General features: G+C 63.6%; 24 protein-coding genes. 14 read left to right on the forward strand and 10 right to left on the reverse strand.

Going from position 1 to position 23,459, the window contains the following annotated elements:
* Positions 1-161: 161 nt before the first annotated feature.
* Entirely contained in the window at positions 162-1,742 is a 1,581-nt protein-coding gene (locus M2267_RS01535; RefSeq protein ID WP_429112091.1) for an ABC-F family ATP-binding cassette domain-containing protein, read from the forward strand.
* A 10-nt stretch (positions 1,743-1,752) separates the two neighbouring features.
* Here the strand turns inward: M2267_RS01535 and M2267_RS01540 are convergent, their stop codons facing one another.
* The 4 genes from M2267_RS01540 to M2267_RS01555 all read right to left on the reverse strand — a co-directional run bounded on the left by M2267_RS01540 (position 1,753) and on the right by M2267_RS01555 (position 5,433).
* Positions 1,753-2,655 (reverse strand): cation diffusion facilitator family transporter, encoded by a 903-nt coding sequence (locus tag M2267_RS01540; protein ID WP_429112092.1) that lies wholly within the window; start codon positions 2,653-2,655, stop codon positions 1,753-1,755.
* Positions 2,656-2,882: 227 nt separating this feature from the next.
* Entirely contained in the window at positions 2,883-4,151 is a 1,269-nt protein-coding gene (locus M2267_RS01545; protein ID WP_429112094.1) for an MFS transporter, read from the reverse strand.
* A 206-nt stretch (positions 4,152-4,357) separates the two neighbouring features.
* The gene (locus tag M2267_RS01550; protein WP_429112095.1) at positions 4,358-4,828 is read right to left on the reverse strand and encodes a nucleoside deaminase; all 471 of its coding nucleotides are present in this window, start codon (positions 4,826-4,828) and stop codon (positions 4,358-4,360) included.
* 11 nt (positions 4,829-4,839) lie between these two features.
* Positions 4,840-5,433 carry an ankyrin repeat domain-containing protein gene (locus M2267_RS01555; protein ID WP_429113022.1) on the reverse strand — a complete coding sequence of 198 codons (594 nt, stop codon included), beginning with the start codon at positions 5,431-5,433 and terminating at the stop codon, positions 4,840-4,842.
* Between the two features lie 359 nt (positions 5,434-5,792).
* Between M2267_RS01555 and M2267_RS01560 the strand changes: the two genes are divergently transcribed.
* Positions 5,793-6,665, forward strand: coding sequence for a LysR family transcriptional regulator (locus tag M2267_RS01560; protein ID WP_429112097.1), 873 nt, complete (start codon positions 5,793-5,795; stop codon positions 6,663-6,665).
* A 52-nt stretch (positions 6,666-6,717) separates the two neighbouring features.
* On the opposite strand, the gene M2267_RS01565 is transcribed toward M2267_RS01560, so the two are convergent.
* The 5 genes from M2267_RS01565 to ubiE all read right to left on the reverse strand — a co-directional run bounded on the left by M2267_RS01565 (position 6,718) and on the right by ubiE (position 11,194).
* Positions 6,718-7,497, reverse strand: a complete 780-nt coding sequence (locus M2267_RS01565) for an SDR family oxidoreductase (RefSeq protein ID WP_429112099.1) — start codon at positions 7,495-7,497, stop codon at positions 6,718-6,720.
* Between the two features lie 158 nt (positions 7,498-7,655).
* Positions 7,656-7,916, reverse strand: coding sequence for a hypothetical protein (locus tag M2267_RS01570; RefSeq protein WP_429112100.1), 261 nt, complete (start codon positions 7,914-7,916; stop codon positions 7,656-7,658).
* 169 nt (positions 7,917-8,085) lie between these two features.
* Entirely contained in the window at positions 8,086-8,616 is a 531-nt protein-coding gene (locus M2267_RS01575; protein WP_429112101.1) for a GNAT family N-acetyltransferase, read from the reverse strand.
* A gap of 221 nt (positions 8,617-8,837) precedes the next feature.
* Positions 8,838-10,412: a 2-polyprenylphenol 6-hydroxylase gene (gene ubiB / locus M2267_RS01580; RefSeq protein WP_205237248.1), complete on the reverse strand. Its 1,575-nt coding sequence runs from the start codon at positions 10,410-10,412 to the stop codon at positions 8,838-8,840.
* Positions 10,413-10,417: 5 nt separating this feature from the next.
* Positions 10,418-11,194: a bifunctional demethylmenaquinone methyltransferase/2-methoxy-6-polyprenyl-1,4-benzoquinol methylase UbiE gene (gene ubiE / locus M2267_RS01585; protein ID WP_034797505.1), complete on the reverse strand. Its 777-nt coding sequence runs from the start codon at positions 11,192-11,194 to the stop codon at positions 10,418-10,420.
* A 172-nt stretch (positions 11,195-11,366) separates the two neighbouring features.
* Between ubiE and mutM the strand changes: the two genes are divergently transcribed.
* From mutM to dnaA, 4 genes are all read left to right on the forward strand, one after another.
* Positions 11,367-12,257, forward strand: a complete 891-nt coding sequence (gene mutM / locus M2267_RS01590; protein WP_429112104.1) for a bifunctional DNA-formamidopyrimidine glycosylase/DNA-(apurinic or apyrimidinic site) lyase — start codon at positions 11,367-11,369, stop codon at positions 12,255-12,257.
* Positions 12,258-12,303: 46 nt separating this feature from the next.
* The gene (locus tag M2267_RS01595; protein ID WP_429112106.1) at positions 12,304-13,077 is read left to right on the forward strand and encodes an enoyl-CoA hydratase; all 774 of its coding nucleotides are present in this window, start codon (positions 12,304-12,306) and stop codon (positions 13,075-13,077) included.
* A gap of 190 nt (positions 13,078-13,267) precedes the next feature.
* Positions 13,268-13,534, forward strand: coding sequence for a 30S ribosomal protein S20 (gene rpsT / locus M2267_RS01600; RefSeq protein WP_043615568.1), 267 nt, complete (start codon positions 13,268-13,270; stop codon positions 13,532-13,534).
* Between the two features lie 1,142 nt (positions 13,535-14,676).
* The gene (gene dnaA / locus M2267_RS01605) at positions 14,677-16,122 is read left to right on the forward strand and encodes a chromosomal replication initiator protein DnaA (RefSeq protein WP_043615700.1); all 1,446 of its coding nucleotides are present in this window, start codon (positions 14,677-14,679) and stop codon (positions 16,120-16,122) included.
* Between the two features lie 49 nt (positions 16,123-16,171).
* Here the strand turns inward: dnaA and gcvA are convergent, their stop codons facing one another.
* A complete protein-coding gene (gcvA, locus tag M2267_RS01610; protein WP_429112108.1) occupies positions 16,172-17,116 on the reverse strand; it encodes a transcriptional regulator GcvA in 945 nt (314 codons plus the stop codon).
* 134 nt (positions 17,117-17,250) lie between these two features.
* Between gcvA and M2267_RS01615 the strand changes: the two genes are divergently transcribed.
* From M2267_RS01615 to M2267_RS01650, 8 genes are all read left to right on the forward strand, one after another.
* Positions 17,251-18,210: a DMT family transporter gene (locus M2267_RS01615; RefSeq protein ID WP_429112110.1), complete on the forward strand. Its 960-nt coding sequence runs from the start codon at positions 17,251-17,253 to the stop codon at positions 18,208-18,210.
* Between the two features lie 122 nt (positions 18,211-18,332).
* A complete protein-coding gene (locus tag M2267_RS01620) occupies positions 18,333-18,707 on the forward strand; it encodes a YciI family protein (RefSeq protein WP_043615571.1) in 375 nt (124 codons plus the stop codon).
* Positions 18,704-19,975 carry an RNA polymerase sigma factor gene (locus tag M2267_RS01625; protein ID WP_429112112.1) on the forward strand — a complete coding sequence of 424 codons (1,272 nt, stop codon included), beginning with the start codon at positions 18,704-18,706 and terminating at the stop codon, positions 19,973-19,975. The genes M2267_RS01620 and M2267_RS01625 overlap by 4 nt, the downstream gene beginning before the upstream one ends.
* A 69-nt stretch (positions 19,976-20,044) precedes the next feature.
* A complete protein-coding gene (locus M2267_RS01630) occupies positions 20,045-20,458 on the forward strand; it encodes a DoxX family protein (protein ID WP_052201752.1) in 414 nt (137 codons plus the stop codon).
* Between the two features lie 23 nt (positions 20,459-20,481).
* Entirely contained in the window at positions 20,482-20,847 is a 366-nt protein-coding gene (locus M2267_RS01635; RefSeq protein WP_429112113.1) for a DUF1801 domain-containing protein, read from the forward strand.
* A gap of 397 nt (positions 20,848-21,244) precedes the next feature.
* A complete protein-coding gene (locus tag M2267_RS01640; RefSeq protein WP_429112114.1) occupies positions 21,245-21,637 on the forward strand; it encodes an MAPEG family protein in 393 nt (130 codons plus the stop codon).
* Between the two features lie 28 nt (positions 21,638-21,665).
* Positions 21,666-22,025: a YciI family protein gene (locus M2267_RS01645; RefSeq protein WP_429112115.1), complete on the forward strand. Its 360-nt coding sequence runs from the start codon at positions 21,666-21,668 to the stop codon at positions 22,023-22,025.
* Between the two features lie 47 nt (positions 22,026-22,072).
* Positions 22,073-23,308, forward strand: a complete 1,236-nt coding sequence (locus M2267_RS01650) for an RNA polymerase sigma factor (protein ID WP_429112117.1) — start codon at positions 22,073-22,075, stop codon at positions 23,306-23,308.
* Positions 23,309-23,459: the final 151 nt, after the last annotated feature.

Below are 23,459 nucleotides of genomic sequence, written 5' to 3' on the forward strand. Positions count from 1 at the left end.
TCCCCTGGCGTCCGGCACACCGTATCGAATGCCCCGCCTTGAAACGGGCGCATTCGATGCTATCTATGACCGCGATAGAAATTTGAACAGGATACACGCATCGATGGATTTCACCCTGACCGCCAAGCCGAACCGTCTTGCCATCAGGGAAAACCGTATCCATGCCTGCCTCCATTTCACTCTCCCAAATTTCGTGGTCCACGCCTGAGGGCCGAAGCCTCCTTTCCGATCTCGACCTGACCTTTGGTCCTGTCCGCACCGGCCTTGTCGGCCGCAATGGCGTTGGCAAATCCACGCTGCTGCGACTGGTCGAGGGGGCGCTGACACCGCAGGGCGGCAAGGTCAGTGTTGTCGGCAGTCTCGGTGTGCTCAGCCAGACCGTTCAGGTCGCAGCAGGCGAGACCGTCGCCGATCTCTTCGGCGTCACCGACGCGCTGGCGGTTCTGCAGAAAGCGGACGAGGGGCACGCCTCCGTGGACGAACTGGCTTCTGCCGATTGGACGCTGGGGGCCCGCATGGAGGAGGCGCTTGCGCGCGTCGGTCTGGACGCGGCAGCGCAAACGCGCCTTGCCGCCCTGTCTGGCGGGCAGATGACCCGCGTGAAGCTTGCCGCGCTCGTCTTCAAGGAGCCGGATTTCATTCTGCTCGACGAACCCACCAACAATCTCGATCGCGAAGGTCGGGCGGCCGTCGCCGCGCTGATGGCGGGCTGGCGCGGCGGCGCCATCGTCGTCAGCCATGACCGTGAACTCCTGGAGACGATGGACGCGATCGTCGAACTCACGACGCTTGGTGCGACGACCTATGGCGGCAACTGGAGCCATTATCGCGAACGCAAGGCGATCGAGCTGGCGTCCGCGCGCCACGATCTCGCCGATGCCGAGCGGCGTCTGGCCGAGGTGGAGCGCAAGACCCAGGAGGCGGCCGAACGCAAGGCGCGCAAGGATGCCGCCGGCCGCCGCAAGCGCGCCAAGGGCGACGAACCGCTGCTCCTGCTCGACGCCAGGAAGGAGCGCAGCGAAAAGACCGGCGGCGACAATGCCCGCCTTGCGGAACGGCGACGGGACCAGGCGGTCGGCGATCTCGTCGAAGCGCGCGAACGCATCGAGATCCTGCAGCCGTTGACCGTGCGTCTGCCGCCGACCGGCCTGCCTTCCGGCCGCAGCGTCCTGCAGGTCGATGATGTCAGCGTTGGTTATGGACCGGGAAAACCGATCGTCGATCGGCTGTCGCTTTCGGTCGTCGGGCCGGAGCGCGTGGCACTCACCGGTCGCAACGGTTCGGGCAAGACGACGCTGTTGTCGCTGCTGACGGGTGATCTCGAGCCATGGTCCGGCACGGTGCGTGTCCAGGTCGATCACGCCATGCTCGACCAGAAGGTAAGCCTGCTCGATCCTAGTCTGTCGATCCGCGACAATTTCCGGCGCCTCAATCCCGACGCAAGCGAGAACGATTGCCGGGCGGCGCTCGCCCGCTTCATGTTCCGGGCGGATGCTGCGCTGCAGGTCGTCTCAAGTCTCAGCGGCGGCCAGATGTTGCGCGCCGGTCTCGCCTGTGTGCTCAGCGGCAGCAAGCCGCCGCAGCTCCTCATCCTCGACGAGCCGACCAACCATCTGGACATCGATTCCATCGAGGCGGTCGAGGCGGGCTTGAGGGCCTATGACGGCGCGCTGCTGGTCGTCAGCCACGACCAGGCTTTTCTCGAGGCGATCGGCATCACCAGACGGATCGAGCTTTCGTGATGGGAAATGACTATTCCGCCCAGCGGGCCTCGCCGGTAAAGGCGATCGTCAGCCAGCGGTCGTGGCCGGGATCGCCGATCTCCTCGCCGATCTCGGCGCGGATCCGGTCGAGTTCGGCGAGCGTGCCGACCTTGGTTTCGGGCGTTCCGATCAGGTAGACCTCGATCGTCTTGGAGCGCCCGACCTTGGCGACATAGGTGCGGTAATCGGCAAAGCCGTGGCGCTCGACGGCGTTTGCGGCCGCCTGTCGCACGCGCTCGTCGAGTTCGGCGGGCGCGACCAGGAAAATCTCCTTCAAGGCCTGGAACACCGTGCGGATCGGCAGCGGGATCAAACAGAGCGTCAGCACGATCAGGATCGCCGGGTCGACATAGGGCGTGACGTATTCGTAAGCCGTTCCCTTCAGGGCGGCGGCGATCGCGAAGGCGACGAGCAGCGCGGAGGTGATCGCTCCGGACATCGCCCAGGCGCGCACGTCGAGCGCCAGGAATTCCGAGCCGATCGGCCGGTTCGCCCGGCGTACATAGAAGAACATGAAGGCGCAGATCACCACGACGACGGCGGCATAGGCGATCGCCCAGTCGAAGGCGAGGTGGTGGCCACCTGACAGGAGCGAGCCGACGGCGTTCACCATCGCGTAGAAGGAAAGCAGCGTCAGCAGCCCGGCATTGAAGAGCAGCACCATCGGCTCGATGTGCCAGAAGCCCATCTGGAAGCGCTTGCTCGGCTTCGGGATCAGCTGAGTCACGCCGAGCGCGAGCAGGGTCATGGAGGCGTCGACGGCCGAGAAAACACCGTCGAACACGATCGATACCGAACCCGAAAGCAGACCGAAGATAACGCCCGTCACCCCGACGACGACGGTGGCCGCGATCGATTGTTTGAGGACTGTCTGTTCGCTTGGCGCACTCATGATCTTGTTTTTACTCCGGTTTTGGCGCGGTGCTTAGGCGTTGGCAGTGTCGAAATGGTGGCAAGGAGGGTCGATGACGCTGCAAGCATAGCGTTTCGGCCCGCCGCAAGACAGTCGCGACGGGATGGCGCTCTGGCGCATGGCATTGGGGTTTTGTCGATTGGCGGGTTCAAAGAGTACCGCCGCGTCTTGGCCGACCGCCGGACAGGATCCCCTGTAGCGGAGGGCTAGGCGAACTGTCCCAGCCGCAAGAGGTCTCCCGTCGCGGCGCCATTGTCGAGCGCCGTGGCGCGCGCGACCTCGGGCCGTGGCGGCGGCATGGAATGGCCGATCGCAAACAGAATTGCACCTGCCGCCGCAAACAACCCGAACAGCAGGAACATGCCGGCGCCGCCGACGGCGCCAAGCGCAAGGCCGCCGATGAGCGGCCCGAGGAAGTTTCCGAATGTCGAGAGCGAATGGGCGCCGAAATAGGTGCCCCGGTTGCCAGCGTTGGAAATGCCGTCGACCAGCACATATTCCGAGGGCACGACCAGCACCTCGCCGAAGGTGAAAAGGATCATCGAGGCGACGAGCATTTCCATTCCGGACGAGGCGGCAAATCCGATCTCGCCGATCAGGAACAGCAGGCTGCCAAGCGACAGCGCGCGCAGGGCGCCGATCCGTTCGATGACGAAGCGGGCCGGCGTGCTGGCGACCAGCACCGTTACCGCGTTGGTCGAAACCAAAAGCGCAAAGAGCGTGATGCCGTCCTCGAAGCCGCTGTTGAGATATTGCGACAGGGTCACCGACCATTGACCGTGAACTGCGAGAAGCAGTGTGCCGCCGACGACGAAGAAGACCAGGCGCCGGTCGCGCAAGGCGGCGACAAGTCCGCGCCAGCCAACGGCACTCCCTGACGCTCGTTCGGTCTCGGTGGACTGCCTGCTGCTGGCCTCGGGTACCGTGAGCAAGATCACGAGACCGAAGGCTGCATGAATGACGCCGGCGATGACGAACAGCGTCACATAGGCCGCACCGACCCATACGCCGATCAACGGCCCGATCGCCCAGCCGGCATTGATGGCGAGATAGCGCCAGGAGAAAACCTTGAGCCGCAGATGTTCAGGCGCCGCATCGCTCATCAAGGCGCGCGCGACCGGCTCAAAAACGGCGGCGGCAACGGCAGAGACGATGTGGGCCAGCGCGAAGGCGGCGATCGATTGTGCCAGCCCGAGCCCGGCCAGCGCCAGTCCGGCCATGAAGAGTGCGACGGTCAGCACGGTTTTTCGGCCAATCCGGTCCGAGAGCGTGCCGGCGAAGGGGCTGACGATCGCGCCGAGCAGCGGACCCACGCCGATCAACGCGCCGATGCTGGCGGGGGTGAGGCCGAAGTCACGCTGGAGGCGGATCGCAAGGAAGGTCAGGCTCATGCCCTTGGCGATCGTCACCACACCGGAGCCCGCGATGAGAAGCAGCGCGACGAAGCGGCCGGCTTTTTCGGAATAGGCAGTCATCACGGGCACCTGCAGGCTGGAAGCCGCCCGGTCTCCTTGAAGGATGGGGCAGAGCTAAAGGAAGAAACGCCTATGCGATTACAGCCGGCACGTGTGTTCGGCAAGGGGCATCGTTTCCCCGATCCTCTGGACTGAACAGAAGGCCGAGGCGGCCGTCGGCCGCCTCGGCTGTTCACATCCGGATGGCCGGGCGTTGACCCGGCGGCTCAGGCCTTGGCCTGTCGCTCTTGCCAGGCCGCGTAAAGCGGTGCCGTCCCTGCATCGTCGACCGGCACATGGCGGAAGCGCATGGCCTGCTCGGCAAGCGGCTTTGCCAGTTCCGCATAGATCGCTGCGGTCGAGAGGCCAAAGGGCTCGGCGTCGGCATTCGAGTTCGCATAGGCGATCTCGGTGATCCCGGCCATGCGCATGGCCGCAAGGCACATCGGGCAGGGCTGGCCGCTGGCATAGACGGCGGCGCCTTCGAGCCGCGGGGAACGAAGATTCTGGGCGGCCTCGCGCAACGCGTTCAGTTCCGCATGCGAAGTGGGATCGCCGGATGACAGCATCTCGTTGACGCCGCGACCGACGATCTCGCCATCTTTGACGACGACGGCGCCGAAGGGGCGTCCGCCTTTCTCGACGTTGCGGCGGGCAAGCGTTACCGCTTCGGCCAGATAGGTCTGTTCCTGGGACATGGGAGTTCTTTCTAGCGGGCGCCGGCGTTGGCCAGCAGCTTCTCGATCTTGCCATAGCCGCGCTGGCGGGCATGGGTCAGCGGGCTGACACCCTCGCCATCGGCAAGGTTCACGTCGGCGCCGGCCGCAATCAGCAGCCGTACGATCTCGGTGTGTTTTTCGCCGCCGCTGCCGAGGATGATGGCTTCGAGCAGTGCGGTCCAGCCGAGGCGGTTGACGTGATCGACGTCGATGCCGGCTTCGATCAAGGTCTTGACGGTCTCGACATGGCCGCGCTCGGCGGCCGGGATCAACGCCGTTCCGCCATAGCGGTTGGTGCTCTTGAGGTCGGCGCCATTGGCAAGCGTCAGCTTCAGGATTTCGAGATGCCCGCGCGCGCCGGCATAGAGGTAGGGGCTGTCCTGGATCTTGTCCTTGGCGTTGACGTCGGCGCCGGCCTCGATCAGAGCACGGGCCGCATCGACGCGATTTTCATGGGTGGCGGCGAGCAGCGCTGTCGCACCGCTGGCGTCGCGCGCTTCGATGCTCGCGCCTTCCTTGAGCAGCGCTTTGACCTTGTCCGGATCGCCGGTCTCGGCGGCGGAGATCAGTTGGTTTTCAAGCATCGAAGCCCCCACGGTTTGAGGTGCAAGGCTGAAGGCGGCAATCGATGCGCCGATCAGCGAGCCGAAAAGTCTTGGTCGCATTTGGTCTTTCCGATCATACAGGCCGGTCGAATGGATCGACCGATCGCAATGGTTCCGGTTACGAGCGAAACGTGGAAACCCGGAAGGGGCTCCGTCCATGCCGCTCTCGCTCATCGCGATCTCGTGCTTACTTGAGCCGATCCGTGACCTTTTCAAGGGCGCAAGACACGCGTCGTCGCCGAACGTCTCCCGCGCCCGGCATGGCCCTCCCGCCCGCGACCTTAGGCACTGCCGCATTCATTTGGAAATTAAATGTATGAATGCTACCAAGTGGAATTATGAATGGTCAGCCTTTCGATCTGGATCTGCTGAGAGCTTTCGCGACGGTGGCCGATTGCGGTGGTTTCACCGCTGCGGCCGGCCGGCTCAATTCCACCCAGTCGACCGTCAGTCAGAAAGTCCTGCGGCTGGAAGAGCAGGCCGGCCATCGGCTGCTCGAACGCAGCCATCGTCAGGTCCGCCTGACCGATGCGGGCGAGCAGTTGATCGGCTATGCGCGGCGCATGCTGGCGCTCGATGCAGAGGCGCGGCAGCTTCTCTCCGGCGCATCGGTCGCCGCGACGCTGCGCCTCGGCCTGCCCGAAGACTTTGCCGCCGGTCGCACGACCCGCATGCTTTCGGCCTTTGCCCGCCGGCATGACAATGTCAGGCTCGAAGTGACGAGTGGGCTCAGCCGCGAACTGCGGTCGCTCTATGATCGCAGCGAGCTCGATATCGTCGTCGTCAAGCAGCGCCGTGGCTCAGGCGAGGCGGTGCAGCGGTGGCAGGAGACCCTGTGCTGGATCGATAGCGCCGCCCATCCTGTTCTGGCGCTCGATCCCTTACCGCTCGTCGTCTTTCCGCCGCGCGGGCTTTATCGCGACGACATGGTGGCAGCGCTGGACGCCTCAGGGCGACGCTGGCGCGTGAGCTATACCAGCTCCAGCCTTGCCAGCATTCAGTCGGCCGTTGCCGATGGGCTCGGTATCAGCCTGCTGCCGGCCCGCGTGGTCCACGACCGGCACCGGGTGGTGGAGCCGCAGGACGGGCTGCCGATGATCGAGACGATGGAGATCGGGCTCTATTACCGGCCGGAGGCCGGCGCTCTGGTCACGCGGTTGGCAGAGGATCTTTCAGCGCTCATCGGCGATGACAGCCGGGACGAGGCATGACCTCGCCTTCGCAGGCTCCCCCAATCCGTCGGCGGAAATGTCCTGAACCGTATCAGAGCATCGAACGGCTGAGGCCGCCATCGACGGGCAACGCCACGCCGGTGATGTAGCTTGCCTGACGGCCGGCAAGGAAGGCTGCGGCCGCCCCGAATTCCGCCGGGGTGCCGTAGCGGCCGATCGGGATGTCGCGTTGGCTGCGGGCTGCGACCGTCGCGATATCGAGCCCTTCGCTTTCGGCGTCCATGCGGTCGAAGCTGAGCGTGCGGTCGGTGGCAAGCCGCCCCGGCAGAAGCAGGTTGACGGTCACGCCGTCGGCCGCGACTTCGCCGGCAAGCGTCTTCAGCCAGCCGGCAACCGCACTTCTGAGGGCGTTCGACGCGGTGAGCCCGACGATCGGCTCGCGGATGCTGGTGGAGGCGACGGCAATGATGCGCCCGAACTGGCGTTTCCGCATGCCGGGCAGCAGTCGTCCGGTGATGCGCATGCCAGCCAGTACCATGGTCTCGAATTGCGCCCGCCAGAAGTCCGGTTCGATGACCGAGGCAGGCGAGGGCGGCGGCCCGCCGCCATTCAGCACCAGAATGTCGATCGCGCCGAAATCGGCTTCGAGCTGGTCCAGCAGGCCATCGAGGCTTTCGGGTTTCGAGAGGTCGAGGGCATAGCCGCGCGCCGAAGCGCTGATGTCGGCTACCACCTTGGCGGCCGATGCCGCATCGCGGCCGGTCAGCGCCACGATGACGCCTTCGCCGGCAAGAGCCTCGGCAATGCCGCGCCCCAGCCCCTTGCTGCCGCCGAGCACCAGCGCGCGTTTTCCAGCGATGCCGAGATCCATGGCCGACCCTCCTCGATTGCGGAATTCAGAATGGCTCGGCATCCGAGCTACACCAGATTTCCGCGCAGAGGAATCGTTTTGACGCCGGTGGGGGTGGGAATGCAAAAGCCCGGCCGCATGGCGGCCGGGCTCTCGAGCGCCCTCCCTCATTCTGTCGCTTAGCGGCAGATGCGGATTTTCTTGTAGTAGCGGTTGCCGTAGCTGTCGTAACGCTTCACCGTCTTCAGGAAGCAATAGGGCTCGTCCTCGTAGTAGTAAGGCCCGCCATAATAGCTGTCGACATAGCCGACACGGCCGCTCCAGCCATGGCCGTAATAGCCGTTGCTGAAGCCGATCGAGAAACCGCCGGCCTGAGACGGTGCTGCAAAGGAGATGGCGGCGGTGACGGCGACAGCGGCTGCGACGATGAACTTGCGCATGATGATCTCTCCTCCGGATGGGTGGGATGATCCTTCGTCATCCATGAGACGAAAGTCGCATGAAGCCGATATATTCGCAGTTCCGGATGGAACAGGATGGTACCGGCGGATGCGTGAAGGCGCGCTCCGCCGGCCCAAAGCTCCATCTGGTCGCCGAATGTCGTGCTCTTCAGGCGGCGCGTGGCTCTGCCGGGGCGCGAATGCGCGCCATCGCGAACACGTCGGCGAGAACGCCGTGCCGCAGCGCATAGGCCCGGTGCGTACCCTCCATCTCGAAGCCGGCCTTGCGATAGAGCGCGATCGCCGGCTCGTTGTCGGTAAAGACCGTAAGCTCGATGCGGGCGATGCCGAGCCAGTTGTCGGCGGCATCGATCAGAGCGGTCAGCAACGACTTACCGATGCCTTCGCCGCGATGATTGTCGTCGACGCTGATCCCAAGGGCTGCCGAATGATGCCGGCGCCCCTTGCTGCGGTGCAGCCCGGCCAGGCCGAGGATCCGACCGGCGCGCTCGGCGACGATGACGATGCTGTCGTCCGAAAGGGTTTCCAGCCACTTGCGTGTCTGTTCCGGATTGGAGAACGGCTGGCGCAGCGTGCCTGCGCGGATGCCCGGTTGGCTCATCAGCGCCGAGATCGCTTCGAAATCGACGGCGCGGGCCGCGCGGATATGGATTTTTGAGGGATCGTTTGCCTCGGTCATTGTTTCCTCTCTTGGCTCCGAGGAAACAGGTCCCAACCCTGCTCGCCTCGGCAGGGTTGGTGGGGGACTTTTCGCTTAACTCAGCGCAACAGGTCTCCCGCACACCCCTTGGGTATGCGTGCAAAGTACCATGGCAAGAATCGAGCGATTGTCCATGCGGGAAGGATAGCAAGCGTGGGTAGAAAGACAAGCCCGCCGCGCCCCTTCGGGCGCGGGCAGGATCAGGTCACCTGCCAGGCGATATAGACGAGCGTGGCGGCGATCAGCCAAAGCGCGATGCGGCCGGAGCGCGTGTGTTTCGCCTCCGCCTTGCCGATCGCATGCGCGGTCTCCGCATCGAAACGCAGGCCGTTTTCGCTCATCGCCATGATCTCGCTCGAAAACTTCTCCGTGCGAGCGGCGATTTCAGGCGCGGCTTCGGCCAGCCGCAGTGCGGCATGCAGGCCGTCGCGCAGATCCGTGACGATGCGCTTCGGTCCGAGATTGTCGCGGATCCATTTCCCGACGACCGGCTCGGACGCCTTCCACATGTTGAAGCGCGGATTGAGCGTACGGGCCACACCTTCGACGACCACCATCGTCTTCTGCAGCATGACGAGCTCGGGACGCGTCTGCATGTCGAAGAGTTCGGTGACCTCGAAAAGCAGCGTCAGCAGCTTCGCCATCGAGATGGTTTCGGCCGGCTGCCCGTGGATCGGCTCGCCGATCGCGCGGATCGCCTGGGCGAAACTCGCAGCATCGTGGTGCGAGGGCACGTAGCCCGCCTCGAAATGCACGTCTGCGACGCGCTGGTAGTCGCGGGTGATGAAGCCGAAGAGGATTTCGGCCAGGAACCGGCGTTCCTTCTTGCCAAGGCGGCCGACGATGCCCATGTCGACGGCGACGATATGGCCGGCGTCGTCGACGAAAAGATTGCCCTGGTGCATGTCGGCATGGAAGAAGCCGTCGCGCAGCGTGTGGCGCAGGAAGGACTGGATCAGGACTTCGGCCAGAAGGTTGAGATCGTGGCCGGCGGCCTTCAGCCCCTCGATATCCGACATCTTGACGCCGTCGATCCATTCCATGGTGACGACGTCACGCCCGGTCCGTTCCCAGTCGACCTTCGGCACGCGGAAGCCGGAATCGTCCTTGGTGTTCTCGCCAAGTTCGGAAAGCGCGGCCGCCTCCAGGCGAAGATCCATCTCGATCTTCGTCGTCTGCTCCAGCGTCTTGGTCACCTCGACCGGCTTCAGCCGGCGGGTATAGGGCAGGAACCGCTCCTGCATATGGCTGACGAGATACATCGCCTCGATGTCGGAGGCGAAACGCTGCCGCACGCCGGGGCGGATGACCTTGACCGCAACCTTCTCGGGGCCGCTGTCGCGCATCACGATCGCCGGATGCACCTGCGCGATCGAGGCCGCGGCCATCGGCTCGGAAAATTCGGCGTAGAGATCGTCGACCGTCCGGCCGAGCGAGCCTTGGATCGCGGCCTTCGCCTCGTTCTGCGGGAAGGTCGCCATGCGGTCCTGCAACAGCGACAGATCGGCGGCAAACTCCGCGCCGACGACGTCGGGGCGGGTTGCAAGGAATTGGCCGATCTTCACATAGGAAGGGCCGAGACGGGCGACGGCGCGCGACAGCCGGTCGCTGCGCTCTTCTCCCGGAACCCTGCGGCGCGCCAAAAGTCCGGCCGCCTTCTGGGCAAAACGGGCAAAAGGTGGCAGGTGCTCCGTCGGGACGGCCGAGACGACGCCTTCGCGCACGAGAACCCAGCCGATCCGCGCGAGGCGGATATATGCTCCAGGCGTGCTCATCGGGATCAGATTTTCCAGCCGGAATGCAGCGCTGCAATGCCGCCGGTGTAATTGGTGAAGGAAACGCGGGAGAAACCCGCCTCCTTGATCATCGTCGCGAAGTCCTTCTGGTTCGGGAACTTGCGGATCGATTCCACCAGATACTGGTAGGGCGCTTCGTCGCCGGTGATCAGCTTGCCGAACTTGGGGATCGCGTTGAACGACCAGGCATCATAGAAGCGGTCGAGCAGCGGCATCTCCACTTCGGAAAATTCCAGCACCAGCAGGCGGCCGCCGCGCTTCAGTACCCGGTATGCTTCCTTCAGCGCCACGTCGATGCGCGGCACATTGCGGATGCCGAACGCGATCGTATAGGCATCGAAGGTGTTGGCCTCGAAGGGCAGGTCCTCGGCATTGGCCTCGACGAAATCGAGATTGGCGGAGAGCTTCTTCTTCTCGGCCCGCTCGGCGCCGACGGCCAGCATCGAGCCGTTGATGTCGAGCACGGTCGAATGTGCCTTGCGGTCGGAGGCCTCGATGATGCGGAAGGCGATGTCGCCGGTGCCGCCGGCAACGTCGAGGGTCCTGTAACCCTCGCGGCGTGGCGGGTTGAGGGCGGCGATCATCGCGTCCTTCCAGGCGCGGTGGAGGCCGGCCGACATCACGTCGTTCATGATGTCGTAGCGCTTGGCGACCTTGTGGAACACGTCGTTGACGAGCGGCTGCTTCTCGCCCGTGCCGACGTTGCGGAAACCGAACGATGTTTCCATGCCGCCATCGGCCGATACGCGCTGATCCGTCATACGAAGAACTCCACCTGAACCAATTTTTCCGGCACCATAGCGAAAAGGCCCGCCACGCGCTATCTCGTGGGCGGGACCGCGGCTGCGGCATAGCGCACCCCTATAGGATAAGAAGGCCGCCAAGGAAATGCCAACCACCGCATCCGGTGGCTGAGATCGAAGGAGTGCATGCATGCCGGAGTTGCCCGAGGTCGAAACCGTCAAGCGCGGCCTGGCGCCGACCATGGAGGGGGCGCTGCTGGTCAATGCGGAACTGCGCCGTCCGGATCTGCGATTTCCCTTCCCGGAAAATTTCTCCTCGACCGTTGCCGGCCAGCGCATCGTCTCGCTGTCGCGTCGCGCCAAATATCTGATGATCGATCTGGAAGCCGGCGACGTGATCATCGCCCATCTCGGCATGTCCGGCTCCTTCCGCATCGAGGTGGGACCGGCGGCAGCAACGCCGGGCGAATTCCACCATCCGCGCGGCAAGGACGAAAAGCACGATCACGTCATTTTCCATCTCGACGGCGCGCAAGGCCCGGTGCGAGTGATCTACAACGACCCGCGCCGCTTCGGCTTCATGGACCTTGCTCGCCGCGACACCGTGGCAAACCACGCCTATTTCCGCGCGCTCGGCGAGGAGCCGACCGGAAACGTGCTCGATGCCGCCTATCTCGCCGCACGCTTCTCGGGCAAGGCGCAGCCGCTGAAGGCGGCCTTGCTCGACCAGAAGAACATCGCCGGTCTCGGCAACATCTATGTCTGCGAGGCACTGTGGCGCTCGCACCTGTCGCCGCTGAAACCGGCCGGCGCGCTCGTCGACAAGCGCGGCAAGCCGAAGGATGGGCTTGTGCGCCTGACGGACGCGATCCGCGAGGTCATCGCCGATGCCATTGCCGCCGGCGGATCGTCGCTGAAGGACCATATCAAGGCCGACGGCTCGCTCGGCTACTTTCAGCACTCCTTCTCCGTCTATGACCGCGAAGGAGAGGCTTGCCGCACGCCCGGCTGCGACGGTACGGTCGCCCGGATCGTGCAGGCGGGCCGCTCGACCTTCTACTGCCCGCATTGCCAGGAATGAACGCCGGTCCGTGAGCGGTCTGGTGCATGAACCGGAGGAAACAGGAATGACCTACGAAACGCTGCTGGTCGAAACACGCGGCCGCGTTGGCCTGGTGACGCTCAATCGTCCACAGGCGCTGAACGCGCTGAACTCGACGGTGATGCGCGAGCTTGCCGCAGCGCTGAAGGCCTTCGATGCCGACAAGGATATCGGCGCCGTCGTCCTTGCCGGCTCGGAGAAGGCCTTTGCCGCCGGCGCCGATATCAAGGAGATGCAGACGCTCGACTTCGTCGACAGTTATCTCGGCGATTTCATCGGCGGCTGGGACCAGGTGGCGGCAGCCCGCAAGCCTTTGATCGCTGCCGTTTCCGGCTATGCGCTGGGCGGCGGCTGCGAGCTGGCGATGATGTGCGACTTCATCATCGCGTCCGAGACTGCGAAATTCGGCCAGCCGGAAATTACCCTCGGCGTCATTCCCGGCATGGGCGGCTCCCAACGCCTGACGCGCGCCGTCGGCAAGGCCAAGGCGATGGATCTTGTGCTGACCGGCCGTATGATGGATGCGGCCGAGGCCGAACGCGCAGGACTCGTATCGCGTGTGGTGGCGCCGGAGAAACTGATGGAGGAAGCGCTGGCCGCGGCCGAGAAGATCGCGTCCTTCTCGCTGCCGGCCGTTATGATGGCCAAGGAAGCGGTCAACCGCTCGCTCGAGCTGACGCTTGCCGAAGGGCTTCGTTTCGAGCGCCGGCTCTTCCACTCGCTGTTTGCAACCGAAGACCAGAAAGAGGGCATGGCCGCCTTCGTCGCCAAGCGCAAGCCTGACTTCAAGCATCGCTAGCGCAAGGGGTGGCGCGCAGATTCTGGAAATTGCGCGTTGACGGGGCGGCCGTTTCCCGCTATACGCCGCCCTCAGTTTGGAACGCCATCCTGGGCTTTCCGGAAATACTCCCGAATTGCTTTGATGACAGGTCGCAGTGACCCGGCACGGCGAGGGCGGAGTTCATGTCAGTTTTCGAAGAGAGGCACCAATGGCCAATACAACTTCGGCGAAAAAGGCGACCCGCAAGATCGCACGCCGCACTGCAGTGAACAAGGCACGTCGTTCGCGCGTCCGTGGCTTCATCCGCAAGGTAGAAGAAGCGATCGCCACCGGCGACCAGGCTGTTGCAGCCGCAGCGCTCAAGGCAGCTCAGCCCGAGCTGATGCGCGCAGCCACCAAGGGCGTCCTGCACGCCAACACTGCATCGCGCAAGGTTTCGCGTCTTGCACAGCGCGTAAAGTCGCTTTCGGCCTAATCCGGCTAAGAAAAATCTGTTAATCGAGAGCCCGGCCCTTGCGCCGGGCTTTTCGGATTCATACTTCTGTCATTGCGATGGTTAATCTGGCGACTTGGGCTTATGTCAGTGCGATGACAAAATTTATATAATTATTTCAATGACTTGTGAGAGGTCCTTATCAAAAGGATGTCTCTGGCTGGGGGTCCGTTAGGCCCATTCTGAGTCAAGCGAATTTTTATTTTTTTTCTTTTTCGCCAGCTAAGCAAAGAGCGAAAAATCAAAACCCTTGATTCAACAGGGATTCTTCTCGGACTCGGAATGCGGCAAGCAAATGGCGGCCGGAGAGTCAACGGCCGGCGCTTAAGGTTGCGTAAAAATCGCGATTGATCTTGCCCATCGATCCTGCCTAAATGCCCTCCACAGGGGACACGGACCACATCTGTAAAAGGAAGCAAAAGAGGCCATTTCGAAGAAATGGTTTCGATGTTTCTGTCCTTTGTATCAGGGCGGCTCCGCGTCGTTCAATCAGACAAGTCGAAGGTGAAAAACCGGATGGTTCATACCACTCCGGACGAGAAACTTTCGTCCTGTGATTGTGAGGCGGCCATCTGCGGCACCGTGCGTCCGGTCGGACGCCTGAAGGTCGCTGCGGCGCTTTGACGGCTGCCTATCCTGCCCTTTGATCGGCTACGACAAAGGAAACATGCAGGCGGTCTCGATGGTGGGTGCAAGCGGCGCCCGACACGAGGCCAAGGTCCAACGCGCGGCTCATCGCTTCGTACGAGGGTGCGAGGAGCTGTTGACGAGGAGGAGGATCCGGTACGGCGCGGGAGCGCGTCGAAGGGATTGTTGACAAGAGGCGCGAGGGGACATCCTCCGGCCCGAAGGGCAGGTGGGTGCGCGTAGCGCGCAGCGAGGCGGGAGATGAGGAGCCCGGCGTCGTCTGCGACTGTGACGTTCGGCGAAAGCGGCATGGCCTTCGAAGGCGCCGCGGGCGACGGACATAAGAGATGAGGCCGGCAGCGATGACGGCATCTGAACATGAATTGGAAGGCGGCAAAATGCAGATGAATTTGGTGACGGCGGGCGCACTTCAGAAAGAAGGAGACGCATTTCAGGCCGGAAGCAATCTATCTCAGGCGGCGGGGGAAAAAATCGACATGAGGCACGACGCACTGTTCGAGCGGGTAAGTGCGCGTCTCAAAGCTCAAGTCGGTCCGGATGTCTTTGCAAGCTGGTTTGGGCGTCTGAAGCTCCATTCCGTATCCAAGAGCGTTGTGCGCCTTTCGGTGCCGACCACGTTCCTGAAGTCCTGGATCAACAACCGTTATCTCGACCTCATCACCTCGATCTTCCAGCAGGAAGACGGCGAGATCATGAAGATCGAGATCCTGGTGCGCACGGCAACCCGTGGCGCCCGTCCGACCACCCAGGAAGATGTGCTGCCGCAGGCGGCAGAAGCAGCTCCGGCCCAGCCCGCGCGCCGTCCGGCCGCAGCCCAGCCGGTGGCAAGCGTTGCCGCGGCGACCGTCGCAAGCATGCAGAAGCCGACCCAGGCGCCGCTTTTCGGCTCGCCGCTCGACCAGCGCTACAATTTCGAGAGCTTCGTCGAGGGGTCCTCGAACCGCGTGGCGCTTGCCGCCGCCCGGACGATCGCGGAAGCCGGCGCCGGTGCGGTGCGGTTCAACCCGCTCTTCATCCATTCGAGCGTCGGCCTCGGCAAGACGCACCTTCTGCAGGCGATCGCCATCCAGGCGCTGCAGAGCGCGCGTGCACCGCGTGTCGTCTACCTGACGGCCGAATATTTCATGTGGCGTTTCGCCACCGCGATCCGCGACAACGACGCGCTGTCCTTGAAGGAGTCGCTGCGCAACATCGATCTCCTGATCATCGACGACATGCAGTTCCTGCAGGGCAAGTCGATCCAGCATGAGTTCTGCCATCTCCTGAACATGCTGCTCGATTCCGCCAAGCAGGTCGTCGTCGCCGCCGACCGCGCACCGTGGGAACTGGAATCGCTCGACAGCCGCGTTCGTTCGCGTCTCCAGGGCGGCGTCGCCATCGAGATGGACGGCCCGGACTACGACATGCGCCTGGAAATGCTGAAGCGTCGCCTGGACACGGCCCGTCAGGACGACGGTTCGCTCGACATTCCCGGCGAAATCCTCAGCCATGTGGCACGCAACGTGACGGCCAGCGGCCGCGAACTGGAAGGCGCCTTCAACCAGCTCCTGTTCCGCCGCTCCTTCGAGCCGCAGCTCTCGATCGAGCGCGTCGATGAACTGCTCGGCCACCTCGTCAACGCCGGCGAACCCCGCCGCGTCCGCATCGAGGACATCCAGCGCGTCGTCGCCAAGCACTACAACGTCTCGCGCCAGGAGCTTGTCTCCAACCGCCGCACCCGTGTCATCGTCAAGCCGCGCCAGATCGCCATGTATCTGTCGAAGACGCTAACGCCGCGCTCCTTCCCGGAGATCGGCCGTCGCTTCGGCGGACGCGACCATACGACCGTGCTGCATGCCGTGCGCAAGATCGAGGAGCTGATTTCGGGTGACACCAAGCTCAGCCATGAGATCGAGCTGCTGAAGCGCCTGATCAACGAATAGTCGCGGCGGATTGCCGAAAAAAGCCCGGGTTCGCCCGGGCTTTTTTGTTTTACCGGACCGTTTTCAGTGCCGGCCGCGGCGAGTGCTTGGCCGCTGGATTTCCCACGCCCTGTTCGGCCCGTGCCTGCTCGATGATCCAGGCACGAAAGGCCGTGACCGGCGGCCGGTCGAGAGCCGCCGGCGGGTACACGAGATGATAGGCAAGCCCGGTCATGACGCCCTCGGGGAAGGGGGCTTCCAGCACGCCCTCCGCAAGCTCGCGCGTGACCAGCGACAGGCGCACCAGTGCAACGCCGTCGCCGGCCTTGGCTGCCTCGATGGCGCCGTTGCTGTTGACGAAGACTGGCCCTCGTCCGGCGTCCACCCCGTCGGCGCCTGCCGCATCCAGCCACAGCCTCCAATCCTGACGGTGCACATCGTGCAGGAGCACATGCGCGGCGAGGTCGCCCGGCATGTCGAGCGGGTTCCTTGCGCGTAATGCCGGGTGAAGGACCGGGACCGGGTCGTCATCGATCAGCCGTTCACTGACGAGCCCGTCATAGCGGCCAAGCCCGTGGCGGATGGCAATGTCGACCCCGTCGGTGTTGAAGTCCGTCAACCGGTTGGTGGTGCTGATGCGCACGTCGATGCCAGGCACCTGCAGCTCGAAGGCGCCGATGCGCGGGACCAGCCATTGGGCGGCAAAAGTGGGCGTGCAGCTCACCGTCAGCACCGGCGCGCGCTTGCGTGCCGTCAGCTCCTCGGTCGCTTCGCGCATCATCCGGAACGCGCGCCTGAGTGTCGCGAAATAGGTGCTGCCGTCCTCCGTCAGCACCAACTGTCTCGGCCGGCGCTCAAACAGCGTCACGCCAAGCGTCTGCTCCAGTTCGCGCACCTGCAGGCTGACCGCGCCAGGCGTCACGTTGAGTTCCTGTGCAGCCTTCGTCACGCTCGAATGGCGCGCCGTCGCCTCAAAGGCGCGCAGCGAGGCGAGGGAGGGAAGGGATGTCGCCATGGTTTAGCCAAACTCAATCATGTGTCGAGAAATGATCGTTTGTTTGAAGCTCAATATCCTGAGAATAATGGCACAAAGTCAAGATGGTCGATGCCATCACGGTTTAGCCTGACAAACAAACGAGGGTTAAGGCAATGACACAAGCAACGCGGGCCAAGGTCATGGGCGCCCGGGAATGGGGCATGTTGATCCTGCTCTCTATTTTGTGGGGCGGTTCGTTCTTCTTCATCGGCGTCGCTGTCAAGGCGTTGCCGCCAGTCACGATCGTGGCGCTCCGCGTCAGTCTCGCGGCGCTCGCGCTGCTCGCCTTCATTCGTCTGATGGGACTGTCGATGCCGCGCGACCCGCGCGTGTGGCTCGCTTTCTTCGGCATGGGTCTGCTCAACAATCTCGTCCCCTTCTCGTTGATCGTCTGGGGGCAGACGCATATCGCCAGCGGTCTTGCCTCGATCCTCAATGCGACCACGCCGCTCTTCGGCGTGATCGTCGCGCATCTCCTGACCGATGACGAGAAACTGACAGCCAACCGTTTTGCCGGTGTCGTCGTCGGCTTCCTCGGGGTTGCGATGATGATCGGCCCGGCGGCGCTCGGTGGGCTCGGTTCGAACCTGCTTGCCCAGGTCGCCGTGCTCGGTGCAGCGCTTTCCTATGCGCTCGCCGGTGTCTTTGCCCGCCGCTTCAAGCGCATGGGCGTGGCGCCGATCGTGACGGCGACCGGCCAGGTCTCGGCCGCAAGCACCATGCTGATCCCGCTGTCACTGCTGATCGATCATCCCTGGACGCTTCCCATGCCCGGCTTCGACGTCTGGGCGGCGATCGTCGGCATCGCGCTCATTTCCACGGCGCTCGCCTATGTCCTGTTCTTCCGCATCCTTGAGACTGCCGGTGTCACAAACCTGATGCTGGTGACCTTCCTGATCCCGGTCAGCGCCATCCTGCTTGGCGCCCTGTTCCTCGGCGAAACGCTGGAACCCAAGCACTTTCTCGGCATGACCTTGATCACAGCTGGTCTGGCGGCGATTGACGGGCGGCTTTTGCGCCTCTTTTCCCGGCCGGCCATCGACACCAAGTTAGAGTGCCGCGACAACGCTTGAGCGTTTCTGATTTACACGCATTGCGGGCCGGTGGGCGAAAGCACCACCGGCCCTGTTTTTTTCATCCCGGTTGTCGGCTATTGCTTGCCGCCACCGTCTTTGTTTCAGGAGCTGGAGTTCCGATGCTTTACGCCGTGTTTTGCTACAATCAAGAAGATGTCACGAACGCCTGGACCAAGGAGCAGGACGAAAAAGTCATGCATGATCTGTTGGCCGTACAGAGCAAATATGCGGAGGCAGGCCGGCTTGGACCAGTGGCGCGCTTGATGCCGACGACGTCGGCGACGACGCTCCGGCACAGTCACAGCGAGACGATCGTAATCGATGGCCCGTTTGCCGAGACGAAAGAGCAATTGCTTGGCTTCTACGTCATCGACTGCGCGTCTGTCGATGAAGCACTCGATTTTGCCCGCGATCTGAGCTCCGCCAACCCGGCTGCTGGCTCCTACGAAATCCGTCCCCTTGCCATCTACAAACCCAGTGAGCTTGCTTCATGACAGACACATCCTGGATAGACCTCGCACTCGTTTCTGCCCGGCCGCAGGCCGTAGGCGCGCTGTTGCGCTATTTCCGCAACCTCGACACCGCCGAAGAAGCGTTTCAGGAGGCCTGCATCCGGGCTTTGAAGACCTGGCCGAAGAGCGGCCCACCGCGTGACCCCGCCGCCTGGCTGATCTTCGTCGGCCGCAACAGCGGCATCGACAAGGTTCGCCGCCAGTCCCGCGAGACGGCGCTGCCGCCGGAGGAAATCCTCTCCGACCTCGAAGATCGGGAGGGCGCGCTTGCCGACCAGCTCGACGGTTCCCACTATCGCGACGACATTCTTCGCCTCCTGTTCGTCTGTAGCAATCCGGCGCTGCCGGCAACGCAGCAGATAGCGCTGGCGCTGCGCATCGTCTCGGGCCTTTCGGTCAAGCAGATCGCGCGCGCCTTCCTCGTCAGCGAGGCGGCAATGGAACAGCGCATCACCCGTGCCAAATCCCGGGTCGCCGCCGCCGGCCTTGCCTTCGAGACCCCGGATGCGGCCGATCGGTCAGACCGGCTCGCCGCTGTCGCGACGATGATCTACCTCGTCTTCAACGAGGGCTATTCGGCGATGAACGGACCGGAAAGCGTCTCGGCCGACCTGTGCCAGGAGGCGATCCGGCTCGGACGCCTGCTGCTTCAGCTTTTCCCGGCCGAGCCGGAGATCATGGGGCTGACGGCGCTCATGATGATCCAGCATTCGCGGGCACGCGCCCGGTTCGATGCCGATGGCGCCGTCATCCTGCTCGAAGACCAGGACCGGGGCCTGTGGGACCGCCCGCTGATCGACGAGGCCTTGGCGCTGATCGACAGGGCGATGCAGTACCGTCAACCGGGCGCCTACCAGATCCAGGCGGCGATCGCGGCGCTGCATGCCCGCGCCGAACGGGCGGATGAGACCGACTGGGCGCAGATCGACCTGCTTTACCAGGCGCTCGAACGACTGCAGCCATCACCGGTGATCACGCTCAACCGCGCCGTGGCGGTTTCGAAGAGGCAGGGCCCAGAAGCGGCGCTGGCGATGATCGCGCCCCTGGCGGAAAAGCTCTCCGGCTATTTCTATTTCCATGGCCTGAGCGGCCATCTCCTGAAGCAGCTCGGCAAGGTCCGCGAGGCGCGTGTGGCCTTCGACCATGCGATTGCGCTTGCGACCAACGCGGCCGAATGCGCTTACATCCGCATGCAGCTCGACAAGCTCGATGAAACGCCTGGCATCGAGATCTCCGAAAGAAAAATCTGACGGTGCCTGTCGGGATCCCGCATGCGGTTTCGTCCTTGGACCGAGAACGAAATCCAAGGAGAGAAACCCATGACCACCAGCCTTGCAGTGCCAGCCCCGACGGCAAAGTCGATCATCCTCGGCCGCTTCCTCAGCGGCCTGCTTGTCGCCTTCCTGATCTTCGATGCGGCCATCAAGCTTGTGCCGCTTGCCGTCGTCACCGAAACCATGGTCGCGCTCGGCTACTCGGCCGACCAGGGCCTGGCACGTCTGCTCGGCATTCTCACATTGCTATGCACGGTGCTCTATGTGATCCCGCGCACCTCGATCCTCGGCGCCATTCTGCTCACCGGCTATCTCGGTGGCGCGATGGCGACGCATCTGCGCGCCGGCAGCCCGCTCTTCACCCATCTGCTTTTCGGCTTCTATCTCGGCGTGATCGCCTGGGGCGGCCTCTGGCTTCGGGATCCGCGCCTGCGCGCGCTCATCCCGCTCAAGAACTAACGGCAAGCGATAGAAAGACGACCATGACCAAGACAGTCAACGACTACATTACCGGCCTTTCCGGCGTTCCTGCCGACGTGGCGAAACGCCTGCATGATGCTATCCTCGCGGTGGGCGGGCTGACGGACATCGTCAAATGGGGGCATCCCGTCTACGACGCCGGCGGCGCTGTCTGCCTGCTCAAGGGCACAAAGGACTCCGTCACCTTCGGCTTCTGGCGCGGAGCTGACATGCTCGATCTTGATCCTCGCATGGAGAAGGGCGGCGGCAAGGGTGACATGGCCTATATCCGCCTGCGCAGTACCGCTGACGTCGACGCAGCACAGGTCGCCCGGCTCGTTGCCAGGGGCATCGAACTCAATCGCCTCAAGGGCGATCCGATGAAGTAGGTTCTGACGAACCGCTCCTGCAGCGCGGCGATGCATGAGGACGCCTGCATCGCCGCCAAAGCCCATCTCTTCGCGGGAACACGCGCGTGCCGGATCCCGCGAGGCGATCATGATCCATCGCCAGGCTCGTCGCCAGCGTGCGCGCGGCGCTCGCTTTTGCTGCCGAGCTCGGTCACGCCGGGCGTTCCTGGGATGATCCATCGTTCGGCGATGCCACAATGCTTTTGCGTGCATTGTTTCTAAAACACGACCTCTCCTTGCATGGATTCCGCAGGTCGTGCATGGTCCCGCCGGCCGATCCTCAAAAATTTCCGAAAAAAATTTAGCCCCATGTCGAAATTTGCGAAGCGCGGACGTCCATCGGGCGCTCAGACTATTCAATCCCATTGGAGAGACCATGATTTTTACTGTGACACCGCTTTATGCGCTGCCCGTGGCGGCGATCTATCTGATCCTGTGGTTCCGCGTCAGCGCGATGCGATCCGCGCAGGGCGTATCGTTTGGTGACGGCGGAAATGCCCTTTTGCTTCAGCGCATCCGCCAACATGGCAATTGCGCTGAATGGTCGGCGTTCGTCGTCATTTTGATGGTCCTTGCCGAAGGTATGGGGGCTCCGGCGCTGTATCTGCATATCTCGGGCGCGCTGTTGCTGATCGGGCGGATTGCGCATCCCTTCGGCCTGAAGGCTGACAATGCAGGGCACCCCCTTCGTTACGTCGGAAACGGCACCAACATCCTTGCTGCGCTCAACGCCATGGTCTGCCTGGGCGCCAACATCGTCGGCCTTTGAAAGCTGCACCCAATCGAAAGATGAAACCATGCAATATATGCTGCTGATCTATAACGACCCTCAAAAAGAACCAGCCTATGGCACGCCCGCTTTCCAGGAGATCATGGCGGGGTTCTTCGCCGCCAACGCGCGGATGAAGGAGGACGGCGTGCTGCGGTCGGGCGAAGGCCTGCAGGGGGTCGAAACCGCGACGTCGCTGCGCATCAAGTCCGGCAAGGTCGAAACCATGGATGGTCCGTTTGCCGAAACGCACGAGCATCTCGGCGGCTATTATGTCATCGATGTCGCGGACCTGGATGCGGCGCTCACCTACGCAGCGTTGATACCCTCGGCGCATTTCGGCACGATCGAGGTGCGTCCGCTCATGGACTACAACCCGGCGAGCTGATCCCCGATGATCATGATCCATGGCACCTGATCCATGACACTAGATCCATGACACAAGCCGTCCCCAGGGCCATCGCAGTGGCGAAGTTGCTCGACAGCACGCTGCGGGCCGATCGGGGGCGGCTGCTTGCCATCCTTGTCGCCAACCTGCGTGACTTGTCGCTGGCAGAAGACGCGCTGCAGGAGGCAGGCGTCTCCGCGCTGTCGCATTGGGGCCGGACGGGCACGCCGGCATCGCCGCAGGGCTGGCTTTTGACAGTTGCCCGGCGCAAGGCGCTTGATCGCCTGCGCGCCGCTCGCCGTGATATCGGCAAGGCCGAGGCACTGGCGCAACTGATCGTTCGCGAGGAAGCGGACCCTGAAGACATTCCCGACGAGCGCCTGCGCCTGATTTTCGTCTGCTGCCACCCGGCGCTTGAGCTGAAGTCACGCGTGGCACTGACCTTGCGGACAGTCTGCGGTCTCTCCACCACCGAAATCGCCCGCGCCTTCCTCGACCACGAGCCGACGATGGGCCAGCGCATCAGCCGCGCCAAGGCCAAGATCGCGGGCGCCGGCATCTCGTTCTTCGTGCCGACGGCCGAGCACTGGCCGGCGCGGCTGGACGCCGTGTTGACCACGATCTACCTGATTTTCACGACCGGCTATCTTGCGGCGACGGAAGGTCCAAGGGATCTGTGTCTGGAGGCCGAGTATCTGATGCGGATGATCGACCGGCTGCGCCCGGCGGACCCGGAAATCGAGGGTGCGCTGGCGATGATCCTCTTGACCGCCGCACGCCGCGCGGCACGGATCGGTGCTGACGGGGCAAGCCTTCCGCTGAGCGAGCAGGATCGCAATCTATGGGATCAGGCGCAGATCGCACAGGGCCGCGCCCTTCTTGCGCGCGCTGTGAGCCGACGAAGCCCCGGTCCATACCAGATCAAGGCTGCTATCGCCGATTGCCGGCTGGGTGAGGGAGGACCCGACTGGCCGCAAATCGCCGCGCTTTATGCCGCCCTCTTCCGGTTTGAGCCGACACCGGTGGTCTCGCTCAACGCCGCTGTGGCCGTGGCCGAGGCGGGCGATGCTGCCCGCGGGCTGGCGATCGTCGAGGGGCTCGCAGCAGAACTTGCGGACTACCAGCCGTGGCATGCGGCGCACGCGGCGCTTTTGGCGTCGGTGGGCAAACATGCCGAGGCCGCAGACGCCTATCGGCGCGCGATCGCTATCGCACCAGGCCGGGCCGAAGTTCTGTTCCTGGAAAAACGTTTGGCCGCACTGCCATTGACCGGGTCGGAATGACGATTTGTGCGCTGGACGGCAGCGGCACGCGTTTGTCGGCCGAAGGCCCATCCGGCGAAACGGATCTTGACGAAACAAACTTGCAGTCGTGGTTGCAAAACAGAGCGCCTTTATCACGCTGAATGCAATATCTCTGCGCAGGACCAGGACT

The sequence above is a fragment of the Ensifer sp. KUDG1 genome, from assembly GCF_050434285.1.
In the GTDB taxonomy this organism is placed as follows: domain Bacteria; phylum Pseudomonadota; class Alphaproteobacteria; order Rhizobiales; family Rhizobiaceae; genus Ensifer.